The sequence below is a fragment of the Mesorhizobium sp. WSM4898 genome (assembly GCF_029625845.1).
Classification (GTDB): Bacteria; Pseudomonadota; Alphaproteobacteria; order Rhizobiales; family Rhizobiaceae; genus Mesorhizobium.
On sequence record NZ_JARTVQ010000001.1, the window covers coordinates 1 to 19,444 of the forward strand.

A 19,444-nucleotide genomic window follows, 5' to 3' on the forward strand; every position below is an offset into this window, starting at 1 on the left:
GATGGATGCTGAAGCGTGGTAACTCCAGTCTCCTCGGTCCGGTCCGAATGGACAACCTCTCGAAAGCTCACACCTAGAACTCCTCTTGAAAGCGTATCTAGCTTCAAAGGGCGTGTCGAAACGCGGTCTCCGGCTCGGCTTCGGTCACAAGATCGAGGACATTTACGAAGCCGCAGTGGCCCTAGGAATGCCGCCGATTGGGAACGTGAAGATGATTGCCAACAACCTTGACCTGATGAATTCTCAGCAAGATTTTAGGTACCCGTCGGGGTACAAGCTGAATGTCCCGCCGCCGAGCTTCTGCCGAGAAACGTATAACGCTCTCCACACAGCGATCGAGCCGAGGATCCCCACCGAGGTACTGAAAGCCAACCTCAAATTTCATTGGGATTTTCGGGGGAAGACTGTCATTTGGAAGGACGAATAGCCCGAGGATGATCTTCCCCATCTACGTTGGCGTTCTTATGGCGCTGCTGTCAGCATCCGCCATTGGCGGTGGCGGCAAGGCGATCTTGTTGGGATGGCCGCCTCGCTGACAATGGCCGGGATGGGCACTCGCCGGCTGGCTAGGTTCTTAGCAGGCCATAGCCGGCTGTCTGGTGGAGATCGTCTTTCAGGGCTTTGATCGTCTGTGAAAGGTCGCGAACCTTGTCCATCAGCGTCTGAATGGTCGCCCCGATGGGCTGGATCTTAACGCCTCAATCGTCGCGAGAAGCTCAAGGTAGACGTGGTTCAATTGAACTTTCTCCCTTCGAGAGCTCTCAATGGTGATCGACATGTGCGACCAGGCTCGATCAATTGCCTGTTCGCTTATCCTTCATCGACAAGCGGACGCGTGCCGCCACCTCCCTTCCGTCACGCGAAGGACCCAGCCGGCGAGACCAGACGGCGTGCGTGGCGCAATCTTCTATGTGACGAGCGGCGAGATCGCGTGTGTCCCGCCGTGATGGGATCATCTATTCGTCGAGCGCGGCGCTGGCGCCATCATCGTCGATATCTGCAAACCCTGGGATGATCCAGCAGCTTCTCCTTCGACAGCAGCCCGGCGTCCTCGAGCGCCTCGAAATCCGGCAGCTGGCGCAGCGTGTCGAGCCCGAACTGCGACAGAAAAGTTTTGGTCGTCACATAGGTGTAGGGCGCGCCCGGCTGCGGGCTGCGCGGCCCCGAGGCGACCAGCTGCTCAGCGCGCAGCACGCCGATCAGGTCACGTGACACCTCCTTGCCGAAAAAGCTCGACAGCTCGCCACGGGTGATCGGCTGGAAATAGGCAATGCACATCAAGACAAGCGCCTCCGCCTGCGACAGTTCTTTTGCTCCCTCGCCCGCTGCCGTGCCGAAGGCTGCGTGAATGGCGTCGCCAAAAACCTTTTTGGTCCGGTGCTGCCAGCCGCCGGCGACCGCGACCAGCTCGTAAGGGCGGCCGGCGAGTTCGGCGCGAATGTCGTCGATGATCAGCTCGATATTGCAGTTTTTTCCCACCACCCGCGCGAGGACACTACGTGTCACCGGTTCATTTGCCGCAAAGATCACCGCTTCGACGCGGGCCATCCATTCGCACCAGCGCAGCTCCGGCGGCAGATGTTCCAGTTCGGTGTCGAGCAGCGCCGGCTGATCGTTTGGCTTGCGGCGGGCGGACGCTTCGCTCATCGCTACAGCCCGAACAGCCGGAATGTGGGGCGGCCGGAGAGCTCGCGCACGACCTCCAGTTGCTGCAGCCGTTCGAACAGCCGTCGCGATGCAAAGCGCGACAGATTGTCCGTCGTCAGCGATCCGGACACGGCGTCTTCACTGAGCAGCAGAAAGATTACGTCGCCGGCGCCTTTGGCGCGCAGTTTCGGCGCCACCGCCAGGAGTTTTTCGGCCCGGCGCGACAGCTCGGCGGCCAACCGACAAGCGTCCGCGGCGGCCGCGACGAGCGCGATGCAAACCGCCCGCTCAAAATTCTTGTCCCCGGGCCGGATGCGCCGGCCACCGCCGGCCTCGGTGCGGAAAGATGGTCCAAAACCCTGCGCCATTAGGAGCGGCAGGGGCTGCGGCCAGCCCAGGCGTTGCGCCAGTACCAGGTCGGCGAGCCACCAGCCAAAGACTTCGGCATCGGGACGCATGGCGACGACCTCAGCGGCGATCGCCGCGGCGTCGAATGGCGCCGACCGCTGGGATACCCCGAGTTTTTCGATCTGCGTGCAAAGGTCGGCGAGCGCGGCGCCGTCCCAATGGAGGCCAAGCTGGTCGAGTATCTTCCCGAGCCGGCCGGGCGTAGCGGCGGGCGGCTGCCTGGCCAACTGCCGCCAGGCGCCAAAGACGGCGCCTGCGGGACCGGGGTCAGCACGTAGGGGACGCAAATGCCAGGCATCGCGCAAGGCGGCCGCATCCTCGGCGCGGCCGGCGAGCCGCATGCTGGAGGCGGCGCAGCGAACCGCCAGCCGCTGCCGCCAAGCGCCGGCCCAGGCTGCCTGCGCGCGGGCGAGCGTGTCGAGGGCACCCAGGGCGGCGCCGGCCCGGAAGGCGGCGTCGCCGTCACTCGGCGCGCCGGCGCTTGTGATCGCCCACGCGGGAACGGAGGGCGGCGCAGAGGAGCTGGCGGTCGCGGGATCGAGGCGAATCATAATTTGGAGAGTAAAGTGCCGGTGCGCTTTTCGCCATGATTTTCGTGCCAAAACGCACAGCCTGTCGGATCAGCACAACGACTGATAGTGTTGCATTATCAATCTCTTCACGAGTTCGTCCCTGCTAAGCCATTTGGCCAACAAGTAAGTCTCGACAGGGCACCTTTTTGCGCAGCCGGACGAAACTCCGTTCGGAAATGTGCCGGCTCGCGGCGTAGGAGCCTGCTCAGGTTCAGATGTCATGAAGGCATCTAACGCCCGATCTGCCGCGCAACTTCGGTCCCATATTCATTGCCGACGGGGTATCTGAGGGCGACGTTTTTTGCGGGTTTTTCCTGGTCGGCTTTGGAGGTGATGCTGGCGCCGATTGTCACAGGCTACTTCACTATCTGTTCCTTGACCGATGAGATCTTTTGCGCTGCGGCGCTCCCGTCTTTGCTGTGGGTCACCTTCTGACCCAAGCCCCAACGTACACACGCGGGAGTGTCCTACAAGCCATCGGTTTCGACAGATCGGATGGATTGGGCAGGCGAGCCCAAAAGCTGCGAGCTTAGAGCGGTTATAAATCGTAGTTGTAGCTGTGTAACAAACTGTGTAACAAAAAGCGCGAAAAGACTAGTATTTTCAGTATCATAGAGGTGAAAGGGAATCCCTCCCTCTCCGCCATCCTGCTTCGAGCTGCGCGCTTTCGCAGGACAAGCCTCAAATCCCTTAAGAGCGAGCGAGATAGCCTCCGAAGCCTTGGCGAAGGAGCGCGACAGTCGCCCTCAGCGATATCCGAAATAGGTCATCAGCTCCTGGGCCTCACCTGCCTCGAAACGCGAGGCGAATTCCGCAGGCAGCTTCGATCGCCAGCCGCCCCTGTAGTCGGTGATCGGTTGGTTGACCTGCGTCGAACGGCGAGCCGAATGCGCCGTGCGAACTCTTCTTGCCCTTCCCCAGACGACCGGATGCCGGTGATAGTCCAGGATGGCAGCATCGAAGGCCACATCCATGAAGCGGCATAGCCGTTCGATGGAGAGCGCAGGCGACTCGATAAAGTCCTCGTAGCGCCACAACATGGCCCCGCCCCTCTCGATGCAGAGCATCGAGGCCCTGCTGTCGGCGACCCACCTTTGGAAAGCTCTGTCGAAATCGCCCTCGTAGCGCTGCCCGAGCGATGCCACGACATCACGGCCATCGCGCGTCACCACGATGAAACGGGCATCCGGGATCGTCTCGCGTATCTGACGGGTGTAATGAATATGCCCGGGGGTTTTCTCGACCCAGACGCTCCGGCGCGAAATCGCCGCCTCAAGCAAAAGCAAGCTTAGCTTAGTCCATCTGGCGCCTTTGTCCGAGACGAAAGCGCTTGTCTCCCGCGGAACACTGAAGACATCCGGATGCGCGGCCAATATCCGGGCGAGCAAGGTCGACCCGGTATGACCGCAACCACAGATGAATATTGAGGCCCTCGGCTTTGGAATAAGCCGTACCACACCCTTGTTCACAATTCTTGTTCCCCCGGAAAGACTTTATTCGAGCTGTTTGCCTCGAAGATTGCAACAGGAATGTTTCCACAGGAACGGCGCGGAACCACCGATCGGCGCCGTTCACATTTCAACGGCTCACCTTCGGCGATGCGCAACGAGCGCCCGCAGGGCCGCGGCACCATCGCCCGAAAATGACCGGCCGAGCATGAGCGCCAGCGTGCACGCTGGTGCGCGAGGCCGGCTTGCAGCCCTTGGACGCTGTGAGAACCATGGTCGGGGCCATCCAGGGCGCAACTTGAGGGCGGGCGTTGCGCGTCGGCTGCGGGCAATCATCGTTTGAATGCGTGATCCGGTTTTTAGGTTGGGCCGGACGAGCGTGATGCGCCGGCCGATTTTGCCTCAACCTGATCCGCCGGATTGATGCTCCGCAATCGCGCTCAAGAAGACCTCGCCGAATTCCTTGAGCTTGGCTTCGCCGACACCGTTCACCTCGGCGAAGGCAGCGAGGTCGCGCGGGCAGCGCTCGGCCATGGCGATCAGCGTGCGATCGGAGAAAACGACATAGGCCGGGACTTGGCGTTCCTTCGCCAGGCGCAGCCGCAGCGCCTTGAGCGTGGCGAGCAGCGCGGCGTCCAGGTCTTCGGCGTCCGCCGCTGCCTGGGCCGAACGCGCCTTGTCGCGCAGGGAACGGTGCCGCGTCTCGACGCGATACTCGAAGGCGATCTCGCCGCGCCCGAGCGCGCGGCCGCTCTCGGAAATGGCAAGGCCGCCATAGCCGTCCGGGTCCGGCACCAGGTACCCGCCCGCCACAAGCTGGCGGATCAGCGACAGCCACGCGGGTCGCTTGTGCGCCGCGCCGGTGCCGAAGCTGGCAAGCCTTTGATGACCTCGGGCCAGCACTTTCTCGGTCTCGTGGCCGAGCAGGATGTCGACGATGTGCGAGGCCCCGAACCGCTCGCCGGTTTGCGCGACGGCCGAAAGGATGATGCGCGCCTCGATGCTTCCGTCCGCGCGCGGCGCCTGGCTGAGGCAGTTGTCACAATTGCCGCAAGGCGAGGCGCCTTCGCCGAAATAGCCAAGCAGGACCTGGCGCCGGCATTGCGCCGTCTCACAATAGCCGATCAGCGTGTCCAGCCGGCCATGCGAGCGCCGCTTGTGCTCCGGCGAGGCATCCTCGTCGTCGATGAACAGGCGCCGCGTGCGGATGTCGCCGAGGCCGTAGAGCATATGCGCCTCGGCCGGCCGCCCGTCGCGGCCGGCACGGCCGATCTCCTGGTAATAGGCCTCGAGGCTCGCCGGCAGGTCGGTGTGGAAGACATAGGCGACGTCCGGCTTGTCGATGCCCATGCCGAAGGCGATGGTCGCCACCATGACCACGCCGGACAGCGTCATGAAAGCGTTTTGGTTCGCGTCCCGCGCCTCCTTGCTCATGCCGGCATGGTAAGCGAGCGCGGTGACGCCGTTCTTTTCGAGGAAGGCCGCCATCTCCTCTGTCTTCCTGCGCGACAGGCAATAAACGATGCCGCTCTGTCCCGCATGGCGTTCGACGAAACGCAGCAGCTGGCGCTTGCTGTCCTGCTTCGGCTCGATGGCAAGCTTGATGTTCGGCCGGTCGAAGCCCAGCACCAGCGTGTCGACACGCTCGGCAAACAGCCGCGCCGAAATGTCGGTGCGCGTCGTTTCGTCCGCGGTCGCGGTCAGCGCGATCATCGGCACTTTCGGAAAGAGGTCCCGCAGCCGCGCAAGGTCCTCATATTCGCGCCGAAAGGCTGGCCCCCATTGCGAGATGCAATGCGCCTCGTCGACGGCGATCAGCCGGATGTCGAGCCTGGCCAACGCGTCGAGCATCCGCTCGGTCATCAGCCGCTCCGGCGCCAGATAGAGCAGACGCGTCTGGCCCGAGGCGACGCGGCGCCACGCCGCGACATTGGCATCGCGATCGAGCGAGGAGTTGATCGTATCGGCGGCGACGCCGGCGAGCCGCAGCGCCGCGACCTGGTCCTGCATCAGCGCCACCAGCGGCGAGACGACGATGGTGAGCCCGCCAAGGACCAGCGCCGGAACCTGGTAGCAGAGCGACTTGCCGGCGCCGGTCGGCATGACCGCCAGCACGTGGCGGCCGCACAGCAGCGCCTCTATCACCTCGGCCTGACCGGGTCGAAAATCGTCGAAGCCGAACACGTCCTTCAGCACGCGCCGCTTCGGATCGCGCCCCTCCGCCGCAATGCCCGCCACCGATGCCCGCCCCGCCATCGCGTTTTGCATTTGAGAGTGATTCCCGGTTTCGGCTGAGGTCACGTTCTTAAGGCGCGGATCGCCCGAACGCCATCGCAACCCGTGCTGTCCGCCGTTTTTGCCTGCCGGCGCCGCCGTCTCTGCCGGAGGTGTCGGCTCCTCCCTGCGCCTCAACCCGGCGATACCGAGATGGCAGGGCAAGGCGGTCGGCAGTGTCCACTGAGCCGAGGTTAGCAAAGGCAGGGCGCGTTAGACTCCAAGCCGGCTCCATAGATCCGCAATCAATTTTCGCAGCCCGGCAGCCCGGGGTTCCCCCGGTCGGATTTCGGCCAGCGCGATGCCGCTCTCGCCCGCAATGGCATAGAGCAGCCAGGTCCGGCCATCCTCCTCGAAAATGGCCGGATCGCGCAGCCCGTTCTCCTTGCTTCTTGCCACGCCCGCCTTGCTGCGGCGAACCGGCAGGCCGGCGCCCTCGTAGTCGGTGCCGGGTCTCAGCAATTCGGTCCTGCCGCGCACGACCCAGCGCCGCCAGTCCTTGGAAAGGTCGATGCTGCCGTAAATCACGCGCTCCGGCGCGTCGCCCTTGCGCGTATAATAGACAATCAGCGAATCCCCGTTCTTCTGCACCGCCACATGCCGCGGCCGAACCCGGCTCGAGCCCGGCAGCACGACCGGCCCTTCCTCGAAACCGGAAAGACCATCGATAGATCGGCGAAGCCTGATACTGCCGGTGCCGAAAAGCCCATACCACCAGCCGTCATGCCGAAAGATCCGCGCATAGAACGGCCCTAGCGCCTGGGGACTGGGGTTGAAGCAAAGGCCGTCGACCGATGTCGCCGCAAAGGTCGTCTGCTCGCGGCCATGTCGCTCGGGGCCGTGAAAATACATGACGATGCGTCGGGTCTGCTCGTCGACATGCACGTCGGGAGAGGCGATGTGATCCCTCAGAAAAGGACATTCGCCAAGCGAAAGCACGCCGCCCGGGTGAACGCTCCAAGGACCCTGCAGCGTATCTGAATAGGCTAGGCGGATGTAGGTGCCGTTGTGATGCGCGAAATAGAGGTGATACGTTGCGAGCCGGCCGGTCGCCCACGCCGGCATCCTCACCAGCGATGGGCCGTTTATGCTGGCTCCCTCATCGCCCGGCAGCATATCGGGCGTAATCAACGGTCCTCGCCGTTCGGCTGAAAGGCCGAGCATCGACGTCATGCGTTTGCCCACTCCGGCATGTCATAGCCGAACTCGTCACAGAACCCTCTCAGCCGGGCGAGGAAGGCGGCGGGCAGGGCTTTGAGATAGGCAAGGTATTCCTCGTTCCGTTCCCACTTCTTGAGCGATGTTGCCCGTATCGGGTTGCCGGCATCCTCGCTGAAGCGGATACGCGGCCTGAGGTCGAATGCTCGCGCGATCCTCTCCTGGACCTCGTCCGGCCGAGCGATCATGTCCTCGTAACGGACATAGACGATCGCGCGCTCCGGCTGCGCCTTTCTCAGCCGCAGCAAGGCCTCGTACTCGGCCAGCCAGCGTTCGGAGGTGACATGGAACCGGCGCTCCGCCCTGCTTTCCGGATGCGAGCTGGTGAGCACGTCGAAAGGATGGCGAACGCAATAGATCAGGCCAATGGCGGCGGGCAATTTCGCCAGATGCATATGACCCCGATCCGTGCGCTTGACGACAAGGTTGGATTCGGAGCGGTCCAACATATCCAGCTGGGTGTATTTCGCTTCGGCTCGATGGACGAAGGTGTCCTCGAAACACCCCATCAGGCGCTGGGTCAGCGTCGTGCCGCTGCGCGCGCAACCGGCAATGAATATCTTCTTGTAAGGCGCCGAGCGTCCAGCAAACCAAAGCCGCCACAGCCGCTTCACATCCAGCGCCAAGCGCCGAACCTCTCTGATCGGCCGCCTGATGGCCTTGCGCAAAAAGGCTTCTGATTTTCGTGCGACGTCCATTTCCGACTTCCGCTCCCGCCGGCTTAGTTCATCCGTTGCCAAAGCTGCGGCGCGCCGTCTCTTTGGCCGATATGCCGGCAGAGTGCCAGTCCTCTTCGTTAAACCTATCTTCACCATGTTGCGGCACCGTTGTCGTCCTGCGGCAATGTTTGAGTACCGCGGCGGTGCCACGAGCGCCCAGGCAACAAACCCGCGCCTCACGGCGCGGGTTTTTCTTTGGCAACAGGAATATCGCTATAGGAAGTCGGCCCGATAAGGCGCAAAACTGTCGACCAGCCGCCCCGCTTCCAGCGCCCTGACGCCGTGCACCAGGTTGGACGGCACGATGAAGCTGCTTCCCGCTGCCAGGATCTCTGACTTGCCGTCGATGGTGACTTCGAAGCGGCCTTCGGCGACATAGCTTGCCTGGACGTGCGGATGCGAATGCAGCGCGCCGAGGCCGCCCTTGTCGAAGGCGAATTCGACCATCATCAGTTCGGCCGTGTGCACCAGCACGCGCCGTCTGTTGCCGTCGGGCGTCGGCTCCCAGGCTTTTTCGCCGGCATGTGAAAAGAGAGGCGTCATCGCTTAGCTTCCGTTCGAAATTGGCAGAATGGTCACCGCGCCAGCCAGCCGCCGTCCACCGGCATCACCGCGCCATGCATGTAGTCCGACGCGGGCGCGAGCAGGAAAACGGCCGCGTCGCCGATGTCGCCCGGCCGGCCCCAGCGCCCCGCGGGAATGCGTCCGAGGATGGCGGCGCTGCGGTCGGGGTCGGCGCGCAAGGCTTCGGTGTTGTTGGTTTCGATATAGCCCGGCGCGATGCCGTTGACGTTTATGCCTTTCGCCGCCCATTCGCAGGCGAGCAGCCTCGTGAGGCCAAGCACACCATGTTTCGAAGCGGTGTAGGAGGCGACGCGGATGCCGCCCTGGAAGCTCAGCACCGAGCCTATGTTGACGATCTTGCCGCGCCGCCCGGGCTCGGCCAGCACGCGTCTGGCAAAACTCTGGCAAAGCCGGAAGACCGTCTTCAAATTGATGTCCATCACCTCGTCCCAGTCGGCTTCGGTCAGATCGACCGCGTCGGCGCGTCGTATGATGCCGGCATTGTTGACCAAGCCGTCGAGCGGTCCCTTCTCGTCCCATATCCGGTCGAGCATGACGGCAGCCGCAGCAGGATCGCCGAGATCGGCGGCCACGGTTTCGAACTGGCCACCAATGGCCGCGATCTTCTCCGCGGTTTCATCCATCGCCGAGCGCCCGACGCCGATGACGGCGCCGCCGGCGCGCGCGACCGACACTGCAATGCCTTGGCCGATGCCGGTGTTGGCGCCGGTTACGAGGATGCGATTTCCCGCAAGGCTGAAGGCGAAAAGATCGCTCACTTGAGCTGGTCCATCGCCACCTGGTCGACGTCAATATGGTCGACATTGTCGCCAGCCATGGCCCAGATGAAAGCGCCGGTGTGTGTCTGGTCCATCTCTACCTTGCTCGAATGATTATCCGGTCGACGCAGCCGCCACGGACTTTGCGTAATAGGCCTGCCGCGCCTGCAGGCGCTCGCGGTAGCGCTGCTGGCTGGAGGTGAGATGTGCCCGCATCGCCTCGCGCGCGGCGTTGGCGTCGCCCGCCGAAATCGCGTTGAGGATCACCAGATGCTCGCGCTGCAGGCCGCGCTGGTACTCGTCGGACTGGACGAGCTCGGCCGACCAGGGCGAGGTGACGTCGCAGGGGATGGCGCGGCGGCCGAGCACGTCGAGCATCTCGACATAGAACGGGTTATTGGTGGCGCTGGCGATTGCCCTATGGAAGGCGAGATCCGCCGGACCGGTCGGCTGGCTGGCGAGCAGAAGCCGCTCGAACTCGAAGAAAGCCTCCTGGATCGCCGCCTCTTGCGCCGCGTTGCGGCGGATGGCGGCAAGGCCGGCCGATTCGATCTCGATCGCCAGCCGCACCTCGAGCACGTTGAGCGCGATCGAATCCTTGGCGCCCATATCGGCGGCTAAAACGCCGAGCGTGGTGGAGATGTGTTCGGTTACGAAGACGCCGGCGCCCTGCCGCGCCTCGACGAGACCGTCGGCGGCAAGCTTTGCCAGCGCCTCGCGAATGACGGTGCGGCTGACGCCAAAGGTTTCCGTGAGCTGCCCTTCGGTCGGCAGCTTGTGCCCGGGCGGGATCTCGCCCGCCAACAGCTGCTTGCGGATCGCCGCGACCACCGTTTCCGACAGCTTCGGCTTCCGTTCGACCCTGAGATCCGTCATGGGCCCGGCCACCGTCGCACTCCCCTATCTGAACGCCCTATTTGAGGACGCCTACTTGAAGACACTTGGCAACCACAGCGAGATCGCGGGAATATACGTCACCAGCGCCAGAACCACGATACCCGCGCCGTAGAACGGCCAGATCGAGCGCATCGCTTCCCAGACCGTGATCTTGCCGACCATGTTCGACCAAGACGTCCGACTGGATGACGCGGAACTTCATGCCTCTCAAATCCTGGCGACCGCCTCAGAGCCGGTACGCCTTCTTGGCAAGCGTGTAGGCAAGCTCGCGCGCCAGCTCATGCGCTTCCTCCTCGCGCAGCCGATGTTCGGCGACGAGCCGCGCCAGGAAGGCGCAGTCGAGACGCCGCGCGACGTCGTGGCGCGCCGGGATCGATGGAAAGGCGCGCGTGTCGTCGTTGAAGCCGACCGTATTGTAGAAGCCCGCCGTCTCGGTGGTCATTTCGCGGAAGCGGCGCATGTCTTCCGGGCTGTCGTGGAACCACCAGGCCGGCCCAAGCTTCAGCGCCGGATAGACGCCGGCGAGCGGCGCCAGCTCGCGCGCATAGCTCGTCTCGTCGAGCGTGAACAGGATGATCGTCAGGTCACGCTCCAGCCCGACGCAGTCGAGCAGCGGCTTCAGCGCCGTCACATAGTCGGTCCGGGTCGGGATATCGAAGCCCTTGTCGCGGCCGAATTTCTGGAAAACAGCCGGCGAATGATTGCGCCACGACCCGGGATGGATCTGCATTACCAGCCCGTCGTCGCGGCTCATCTTGGCCATCTCGGTCAGCATCTGGGCGCGGAACAGTTTTCGCTCGCGCTCGTCTTCCGAGCCGCGGCGGATGCTGTCGAACAGTTCCTGCGCCGCCGTGTCGGAAAGATTGGCGGTGTCGGCGGTCGGATGGCCGTGATCGGACGAGGTGGCGCCGAATTCCTTGAAATAGGCGCGGCGTTTTCGGTGCGCCTCGAGATAGCCGGCCCATGTGCCGGTGTCGCATCCGGTGATTTCGCCCAGGCGATCGAGATTGGCTAGAAACCCTTCGAAATCGGGATCGACCACGGCGTCCGGCCGGTAGGCGGTAACGACGCGGCCCTGCCAACCGCTGTCACGGATCATGCGATGCCATTTGAGATCGTCGAGCGCGCCTTCGGTGGTGGCGATCACCTCGATGTTGAAGCGCTCGAACAGCGCCCGCGGCCGATAGTCGGCGCGCTGAAGCATCGCCGCGATCGTGTCGTAGCACCGATCGGCGGTGCTGGCGTTGAGCGGCTCGTCGATGCCGAACAGATGCTCGAACACATGGTCGAGCCAGAGCCGGGTCGGCGTGCCGCGGAAGAGATAGTAATGCTCGGCAAAGCGCCGCCAGATCGTTCGGCCGTCGGTCTCGACCGGTGCACCGTCGAGCGTCGGCACGCCGAGTTCTTCCAACCGAACGCCCTGGCTGAACAGCATGCGGAAGATGTAGTGGTCCGGCACGATCAGGAGCTGCGCCGGGTCGGGAAAGGGTTTGTTGAGCGCATACCAGCGCGGGTCCGTGTGGCCATGCGGGCTGACGATCGGCAGGTCCTTGACCCCTGCATGAAGGGCACGAGCCAGCGTTCGCGTTTCCGGCGCGAACAGCAGGTCCGGATCAGTCAATGCAGCCACTTCGCTCCTCCCAGGCTAACCCATTGGTAGATTGACAAAGAGTAATGTCAACATACAAAAACCAGCTGGTTGTATGATGACTTTTGCATAAAGCCCGGCCATTGTACGGGGCAGCGGCGGGTGCTACGCCGCTGCCGCCATTCCTGCCAGGCTCGACGCGCCGATCGGAGACTTCAAACCAATGAACAGCCGACTGTCGAACGCCACGATCGCGCAGCTGCCGGGCACATTCGCCATACCCCGCTACGATCGCGGCGCCGTGACGCCCGGCATCGTCCATCTCGGCGTCGGCGCCTTCCATCGCGCTCATCAGGCGGCCTATGTCGACGCCTGCCTGGCCGATGGCGATACGGGTTGGGGCATCATTGGCCTCTCGCTGCGCAGTCCCGACACACGCGATGCGCTGTCGCCGCAGGACGGTCTCTACACGCTGGCGGTGAGGGAAAGCGCCGGCGAGCAGTTGCAGATCATCGGCTCGATCCTGTCGTTGCTGGTGGCGCCCGAAGATCCGGACGCTGTGCTTACCGCGCTCACCGATCCGCGCACCCGCATCGTCACGCTGACCATCACCGAAAAGGCCTATCTAAGGGCCGCCGACGGCAGGCTCGACGAAACTCATCCCGACATCGTCCACGATCTGGGAAACCCTGGATCGCCGAAGACGGCGCATGGTTTCCTGGCCGAGGCGCTTGCGCGCCGCCGCGCCGCCGGCACGCCGCCCTTCACGGTGCTGTGCTGCGACAACCTTCCGGCCAACGGCGCCACGCTGCACAAGCTGTTGCTCGAGTTCGCGAAACTGCGCGACTTACGGCTCGCTCGACAGGGCGATGCCGGGCTCGCTCGACAGGGCGATACCGAACTCGCCAGCCATGTCGCCAACGAAGTGGCCTTCCCGTCTTCCATGGTCGACCGCATCGTGCCGGCGACCACCGACGCCGACCGCGCCCGCATCGCCGGCGAGCTTGGTCTCGAGGATGCCTGGCCGGTGATGACCGAGCCGTTCCGGCAATGGGTGATTGAGGAGCGTTTCCCCACCGGGCGGCCGGCCTGGGAGAAATTCGGCGTCACCATGGTCGAGGATGTCGGTCCCTTCGAGGACATGAAGCTGAGGCTGCTCAACGGCGCGCATTCCGGCATCGCCTATCTTGGCCTGCTCAGCGGCCACGCCACCGTCGACCGCGCCTTCGCCGACCCGTCGATCCGACGGTTTGTCGACGCATTGTGGGCCGAAGCCGTGCCGACGCTGCCCCAGGATGCAGGTCTCGATACGGCCGCCTACACGGCCGAGCTCGCCCAGCGCTTCTCCAACACCGCGCTTGCCCATCGCACGGCGCAGATCGCCAATGACGGCAGCCAGAAACTGCCGCAGCGCATCGTCGCGTCAGCCATCGAATGCCTCGAAGCCGGGACCGAGTTCGTACACCTGACGCTGGTGGTCGCCGCCTGGATCGCCGCATGCGCCGCGCGCGGTGGCAGCTTGCCGGAGGGCCATTTCACCGATCCACTCGATACCGCCCTCAGCGACATCTTCGCCCGGATTCTGCCGACGGCGGAGATGACGGAGGCCGTGTTCGACCTCGCCGGCTTTGCCAAAGCTCATCCGGAGCGACAGAAGTTGATCGAGTCTGTCGCCACTCATCTCGTCCATTTCAAGCAGGGCGGTCCGAAGCTGGCTCTCGCGGCGATCGGCATCGGCAAAGAACCGCCCCAGCTGGCCGAGTAGCGCGTCTGTACCGACTACTCGCCCGACCGTTCACGACCTGCCGTGTGGCATAGTCGGCCCCCGTTCGAGTTTCAGAACAGGCGCACTGCCTTGCTGACGAGATTAGAGCGGCTCGCCGTTTGCATGAAACGGCACGACACCCTGACAAGCAGGGCGGACCGTCTCCCAAACGAGAAAACGAGAAAACGGCGCAAACAAAAAAGCGGGGCAAGCCCCGGGGCAAGCCCGCTCTCTTTCAGTCCATCGTAAGACGCCGCCGTCAGGCCGGCAGCAGCGCGCCTTCCAACGTGGTGAGCTGGCTGAGAAACTGCTCGGCCTTGCTGCGGGCCTCGTCGTCCTTGGCGTCGGCGGCGTCTTCCCTGGCTTCCTGGATGCGGCGGGCGAGGTCAGCGCGGTCGATGTCGCCGACGGCGACCGCCGATTCGGCCAGCAGCGTGCAGCCGGAGGGCAGGATGTCGGCGAAGCCGCCGAACACGACGTAGCGCTCTTCCTTGCCCGCCGCGGTTTTCACCGTGACGACGCCGGGCTTGATCGTGGTCATGACCGGAGCGTGCTGCGCCATCACGGTCATCTCGCCTTCGGCGCCCGGGATGACGACGGACTCGACCTGCTCGGAAACGAGCAGCCGCTCCGGCGAGACCAATTCGAACTTGAAAGCTTCAGCCATGCCAATCTAGCGAGTAGGAATAGCGAGTAGCGAGTAGTGAAAAACTCGGCCGGCCCACTGATCCCTATTCGCTACTCCCTATTCGCTATTCGCTTCTTTACGCCGCTTCAGCCGCCAGGCGCTGCGCCTTCTCGACCGCTTCCTCAATGCCGCCGACCATGTAGAAGGCGGCTTCGGGCAGATGGTCGTAATCGCCGGCGCAGAGGCCCTTGAAGCCCTTGATGGTGTCGGCAAGGTCGACCAGCTTGCCGGGCGAGCCCGTGAACACTTCGGCGACGAAGAACGGCTGCGACAGGAAGCGCTCGATCTTGCGGGCGCGGGCAACGGTCTGCTTGTCCTCTTCCGACAGCTCGTCCATGCCAAGGATGGCGATGATGTCCTGCAGCGACTTGTAGCGCTGCAGGATCGACTGCACCTGGCGGGCGACCTGGTAGTGCTCCTCGCCGACAACCATCGGGTCGAGCATGCGCGAGGTCGAATCGAGCGGATCAACGGCCGGGTAGATGCCCTTTTCCGAGATCGCGCGGTTGAGCACGGTCGTGGCGTCGAGGTGGGCGAAGGACGTGGCCGGCGCCGGGTCGGTCAAGTCGTCGGCCGGAACGTAGATGGCCTGCACCGAGGTGATCGAACCCTTGGTCGTGGTCGTGATGCGCTCCTGCAGCGCGCCCATGTCGGTGGCGAGCGTCGGCTGATAGCCCACGGCCGAGGGGATGCGGCCGAGCAGCGCCGACACTTCCGATCCCGCCTGAGTGAAGCGGAAGATGTTGTCGACGAAGAACAGCACGTCCTGGCCCTGGTCGCGGAAATACTCGGCGACGGTGAGGCCGGTCAGGCCGACGCGGGCGCGCGCGCCCGGCGGCTCGTTCATCTGGCCGTACACCAGCGCGGCCTTCGAGCCCTGGCCGCCGCCCTTCTTGTTGACGCCCGATTCGATAAACTCGTGATAGAGGTCGTTGCCTTCGCGGGTGCGCTCGCCGACGCCGGCGAACACCGAGAAGCCGCCGTGGGCCTTGGCGACGTTGTTGATCAGCTCCTGGATCAGCACGGTCTTGCCGACGCCGGCGCCGCCGAACAGGCCGATCTTGCCGCCGCGGGCGTAAGGCGCCAGCAGGTCGAGAACCTTGATGCCGGTGACCAGGATCTGCGCTTCCGTCGACTGGTCGACATAGGCCGGGGCCGGCTGGTGGATGGCGCGCATTTCGACGGCGTCGACCGGGCCGGCCTCGTCGACCGGTTCGCCGATGACGTTGATGATGCGGCCGAGCATGCCCGGGCCGACCGGCACCGAAATCGGTCCGCCGGTGTCATAGACATCCTGGCCGCGCACGAGACCTTCGGTCGAGTCCATGGCGATGCACCGCACGGTGTTCTCGCCGAGATGCTGGGCGACTTCGAGGACCAGGCGGTTGCCGACATTGTCGGTTTCCAGCGCATTCAGAATGGCCGGCAAATGATCTTCGAACTGGACGTCGACGACGGCGCCGATGACCTGGCGCACCTTGCCGGCGGCGCCGACCCGCTTCGCCGCAACGCTGGCCGCCTTCGCCGGAGCCGCTGCCTTGGCCGGAGCGGCCGCCTTCTTGGCCGGAGCGGCATTCGCGGCTGCTGCCGGAGCCTTTGCCGCCTTGGGGGCCGGTGCCGCCTTGGCGGCGGTCTTCGGGGTAGCTGCTTTCGCCATCGTCTTTGCCCTTTTCGTCTGTCTGTTGCTCACGCCGTCTGCCGCGAGGTCGATGGCCTCGGCGGCGGGGCGCGCCTAGAGCGCCTCGGCGCCCGAAATGATTTCGATGAGTTCCTTGGTGATCTGCGCCTGCCGCTGGCGATTGTAGGTGATCGACAGCCTGTTGATCATATCGCCGGCGTTGCGCGTCGCATTGTCCATCGCGCTCATCTTGGCGCCCATCTCGCCGGCCGCGTTTTCCAGCAGCGCGCGGAAGATCTGCACCGCGATGTTGCGCGGGATGAGGTCGGAGAGGATCTCGCCCGGCTCCGGCTCGTATTCGTAGACGGCCGTGGCGCCGTTGCTCGTCTCGGCAGCGGCGGAAGCCGGGGCCGCCGGGATGATCTGCTGCGCCGTCGGAATCTGGCTGATCACCGACTTGAACTGAGAATAGAACAGCGTGCAGACGTCGAAGCCGCCCTGGTTGAACAGATTGATCACCTTGCGCGCAATCGCATCGGCATTGACGAAGCCGAGCGTCTTGACCTCGCGCAAGTCGACGCGCTCGAGGATCAGCGAGCCGTACTCGCGGCGCAGGATGTCAAAACCCTTCTTGCCGACGCAGATGATCTTGACCTGCTTGCCGTCGGCGAGAAGCTTACGAATATGCTCGCGGGCCAGGCGCGCGATCTGGGAGTTGAAGCCGCCGCACAGGCCGCGCTCGGCGGTGCAGACGATGAGCAGATGCACGTCGTCCCTGCCGGTGCCGGTCATCAGCGCCGGCGCATCGCCGCCGCCGCCGATCGCCTGGGTGATGTTGGCCAGCACCGCCCCCATCCGCTCGGAATAGGGACGCGCCGCTTCCGCCGCTTCCTGCGCGCGACGCAGCTTCGCCGCGGCGACCATCTGCATCGCCTTGGTGATCTTCTGCGTCGCCTTGACCGAGGCGATACGGTTACGAAGGTCTTTTAATGAAGGCATGCTTCAAACCTGATCCCGTGCGTCCGGCTGCTCGTTAAGCGAAGGTCTTGGCGAAGGCGTCGATCTCGGCCTTGAGCTTGCCGCGCAGGTCGTCCGACAGCGCCTTCTCCTTGCGGATGCCGTCGAGCACGTCCTTGCCGGCCGAGCGCATGTGGCTGAGCAGGCCATGCTCGAACTTGCCGACCTGATTCAGCGCCAGCTTGTCGAGATAGCCATTGACGCCGGCGAAGATCACCGCGACCTGCTCTTCGGTCTTGAGCGGCGAGAACTGCGGCTGCTTCAGGAGCTCCGTCAGGCGCGAACCGCGATTGAGCAGACGCTGCGTGGCGGCGTCGAGGTCGGAGCCGAACTGCGCGAAGGCCGCCATTTCACGGTACTGCGCGAGTTCGCCCTTGATCGAGCCGGCGACCTGCTTCATCGCCTTGACCTGCGCCGAGGAGCCGACGCGCGACACCGACAGACCGACGTTCACCGCCGGGCGGATGCCTTGGAAGAACAGGTTGGTCTCGAGGAAGATCTGACCGTCGGTGATCGAGATCACGTTGGTCGGGATGTAGGCCGACACGTCGTTGGCCTGCGTCTCGATGATCGGCAGCGCGGTCAGCGAGCCGTTGCCATTATCGTCGTTGAGCTTCGCGGCGCGCTCCAGCAGGCGCGAATGCAGGTAGAACACGTCGCCCGGATAGGCTTCGCGGCCCGGCGGGCGGCGCAGCAGCAGCGACATCTGGCGGTAGGCGACGGCCTGCTTCGACAGATCGTCATAGCTGATGAGGGCATGCATGCCGTTGTCGCGGAAATATTCGCCCATGGTGCAGCCGGCGAACGGCGCCAGGAACTGCATCGGCGCCGGATCCGACGCGGTCGCGGCGATGATGATGGAGTAGTCGAGCGCGCCGCGCTCCTCCAGCACCTTGACGAACTGCGCGACGGTCGAGCGCTTCTGGCCGACGGCGACGTAGACGCAGTAGAGCTTCTCCTTCTCCGGGCCGTTGTCGTGCACCGACTTCTGGTTCAGCATCGTGTCGAGGATGATGGCGGTCTTGCCGGTCTGACGGTCGCCGATGACCAGTTCGCGCTGGCCGCGGCCGACCGGGATCAGCGCGTCGATGGCCTTGAGGCCGGTCGACATCGGCTCATGCACCGACTTGCGCGGAATGATGCCGGGCGCCTTGACGTCGACGCGGCGGCGTTCGGTCGCCTGGATCGGGCCCTTGCCGTCGATCGGATTGCCGAGCGCGTCGACCACGCGGCCGAGCAGGCCGGGACCGACCGGAACATCGACGATGGCGCCGGTGCGCTTGACGGTGTCGCCTTCCTTGATGTCGCGGTCGTTGCCGAAGATGACGACGCCGACATTGTCGGCTTCGAGGTTCAGCGCCATGCCGCGGATGCCGCCCGGGAATTCGACCATCTCGCCGGCCTGGACGTTGTCGAGCCCGTAGACGCGGGCAATGCCGTCACCGACGGACAGAACCTGGCCGACTTCGGAGACTTCGGCCTCCTTGCCGAAATTCTTGATCTGGTCTTTCAGAATTGCGGAAATTTCCGCGGCGCGGATGTCCATCAGCCGACCTCTTTCAGTGCAAGCTTGAGCGAATTGAGTTTGGTTTTGAGCGACGTATCGATCTGGCGCGAGCCCATCTTGACGATCAAGCCGCCGAGCAGCGACGGGTCGACGGTCATGGCGATGGCCACATCCTTGCCGGCGATGCCGGTCAGCGTCGCCTTGAGTTCGGCCTGCTGCGCATCCGTCAGCGCATGCGCGGAGGTGACTTCGGCGGACGCCTCGCCACGGTGGTCGGCGGCAATCTGGCGGAACGCCTTGATCATGCCGGGCACGGCGAACAGGCGGCGGTTGCGGGCGACGACGCGCAGGAAATTGCCGACGAGGCCGGTGATGTTGGCTCTGGAGATGATCGCCCCGATCGCCTTGGCCTGATCGTCGCTGGAGAACACCGGGCTGTTGATGAGCCGGGCAAGGTCGGCGCTGCCGTTCAGCATCGCCTCGAAATCGTTGAGGTCGGCCTCGACCTGGGCGACCGAATTTTCCTGCAGCGCGAGCTCGAACAACGAGCTTGCATAGCGCTCTGCGACAGCTGAGATTGGCGATGACGATTGGGCCACGGACCGTCTTTTCTCTTGTCTGACAGGCCGCAGATTGTTGGCGCGAGCGAAAACTCTGGCTAAATCTTTGACCTTACTACGATTTTTCCAAGCACGGAGGGATGGCTTCCGCTATCCCCGGCCGAAAGTCGATTGC

General features: G+C 64.2%; 17 protein-coding genes. 1 reads left to right on the forward strand and 16 read right to left on the reverse strand.

Translation table 11 applies throughout. The features are described 5' to 3' along the window. Positions 1 to 984: 984 nt before the first annotated feature. From P9228_RS00005 to uxaC, 11 genes are all read right to left on the reverse strand, one after another. Positions 985 to 1,647, reverse strand: coding sequence for an SMC-Scp complex subunit ScpB (locus P9228_RS00005; protein WP_063169436.1), 663 nt, complete (start codon positions 1,645 to 1,647; stop codon positions 985 to 987). Positions 1,648 to 1,649: 2 nt separating this feature from the next. Next, positions 1,650 to 2,606, reverse strand: coding sequence for a DUF1403 family protein (locus tag P9228_RS00010; protein WP_063169437.1), 957 nt, complete (start codon positions 2,604 to 2,606; stop codon positions 1,650 to 1,652). A gap of 767 nt (positions 2,607 to 3,373) precedes the next feature. After that, positions 3,374 to 3,913: a sulfotransferase gene (locus P9228_RS00015; protein ID WP_347404246.1), complete on the reverse strand. Its 540-nt coding sequence runs from the start codon at positions 3,911 to 3,913 to the stop codon at positions 3,374 to 3,376. 564 nt (positions 3,914 to 4,477) lie between these two features. Beyond that, positions 4,478 to 6,343 carry a DNA helicase RecQ gene (recQ, locus tag P9228_RS00020; RefSeq protein ID WP_278051581.1) on the reverse strand — a complete coding sequence of 622 codons (1,866 nt, stop codon included), beginning with the start codon at positions 6,341 to 6,343 and terminating at the stop codon, positions 4,478 to 4,480. Between the two features lie 219 nt (positions 6,344 to 6,562). After that, on the reverse strand, positions 6,563 to 7,522 hold the full coding sequence (locus P9228_RS00025) for a hypothetical protein (RefSeq protein ID WP_067324979.1): 960 nt from the start codon (positions 7,520 to 7,522) through the stop codon (positions 6,563 to 6,565). Then, entirely contained in the window at positions 7,519 to 8,265 is a 747-nt protein-coding gene (locus P9228_RS00030; protein WP_067324977.1) for a sulfotransferase, read from the reverse strand. The genes P9228_RS00025 and P9228_RS00030 overlap by 4 nt, the downstream gene beginning before the upstream one ends. A gap of 234 nt (positions 8,266 to 8,499) precedes the next feature. After that, the gene (locus P9228_RS00035) at positions 8,500 to 8,829 is read right to left on the reverse strand and encodes a cupin domain-containing protein (protein ID WP_095782624.1); all 330 of its coding nucleotides are present in this window, start codon (positions 8,827 to 8,829) and stop codon (positions 8,500 to 8,502) included. 32 nt (positions 8,830 to 8,861) lie between these two features. Further along, positions 8,862 to 9,629, reverse strand: coding sequence for a 2-dehydro-3-deoxy-D-gluconate 5-dehydrogenase KduD (kduD, locus tag P9228_RS00040; protein WP_278051596.1), 768 nt, complete (start codon positions 9,627 to 9,629; stop codon positions 8,862 to 8,864). 114 nt (positions 9,630 to 9,743) lie between these two features. Further along, the gene (locus P9228_RS00045) at positions 9,744 to 10,505 is read right to left on the reverse strand and encodes a FadR/GntR family transcriptional regulator (protein ID WP_082953895.1); all 762 of its coding nucleotides are present in this window, start codon (positions 10,503 to 10,505) and stop codon (positions 9,744 to 9,746) included. A 51-nt stretch (positions 10,506 to 10,556) separates the two neighbouring features. After that, complete coding sequence (locus P9228_RS00050) at positions 10,557 to 10,688, reverse strand: hypothetical protein (RefSeq protein WP_278052899.1); 132 nt, start codon at positions 10,686 to 10,688, stop codon at positions 10,557 to 10,559. 64 nt (positions 10,689 to 10,752) lie between these two features. Further along, positions 10,753 to 12,156 carry a glucuronate isomerase gene (gene uxaC, locus P9228_RS00055; RefSeq protein WP_278051599.1) on the reverse strand — a complete coding sequence of 468 codons (1,404 nt, stop codon included), beginning with the start codon at positions 12,154 to 12,156 and terminating at the stop codon, positions 10,753 to 10,755. Between the two features lie 181 nt (positions 12,157 to 12,337). Between uxaC and P9228_RS00060 the strand changes: the two genes are divergently transcribed. Beyond that, positions 12,338 to 13,879, forward strand: coding sequence for a mannitol dehydrogenase family protein (locus P9228_RS00060; protein ID WP_278051601.1), 1,542 nt, complete (start codon positions 12,338 to 12,340; stop codon positions 13,877 to 13,879). Positions 13,880 to 14,138: 259 nt separating this feature from the next. On the opposite strand, the gene P9228_RS00065 is transcribed toward P9228_RS00060, so the two are convergent. From P9228_RS00065 to P9228_RS00085, 5 genes are all read right to left on the reverse strand, one after another. Beyond that, entirely contained in the window at positions 14,139 to 14,546 is a 408-nt protein-coding gene (locus P9228_RS00065; RefSeq protein WP_067001534.1) for a F0F1 ATP synthase subunit epsilon, read from the reverse strand. A 97-nt stretch (positions 14,547 to 14,643) separates the two neighbouring features. Beyond that, positions 14,644 to 16,224, reverse strand: a complete 1,581-nt coding sequence (gene atpD, locus P9228_RS00070; RefSeq protein ID WP_067002177.1) for a F0F1 ATP synthase subunit beta — start codon at positions 16,222 to 16,224, stop codon at positions 14,644 to 14,646. A 75-nt stretch (positions 16,225 to 16,299) separates the two neighbouring features. Next, the gene (locus P9228_RS00075) at positions 16,300 to 17,184 is read right to left on the reverse strand and encodes a F0F1 ATP synthase subunit gamma (protein WP_067001531.1); all 885 of its coding nucleotides are present in this window, start codon (positions 17,182 to 17,184) and stop codon (positions 16,300 to 16,302) included. 34 nt (positions 17,185 to 17,218) lie between these two features. Beyond that, positions 17,219 to 18,748 carry a F0F1 ATP synthase subunit alpha gene (gene atpA, locus P9228_RS00080; protein ID WP_067001528.1) on the reverse strand — a complete coding sequence of 510 codons (1,530 nt, stop codon included), beginning with the start codon at positions 18,746 to 18,748 and terminating at the stop codon, positions 17,219 to 17,221. Next, positions 18,748 to 19,308: a F0F1 ATP synthase subunit delta gene (locus P9228_RS00085; protein ID WP_067324965.1), complete on the reverse strand. Its 561-nt coding sequence runs from the start codon at positions 19,306 to 19,308 to the stop codon at positions 18,748 to 18,750. The genes atpA and P9228_RS00085 overlap by 1 nt, the downstream gene beginning before the upstream one ends. Between the last annotated feature and the right edge of the window lie 136 nt (positions 19,309 to 19,444).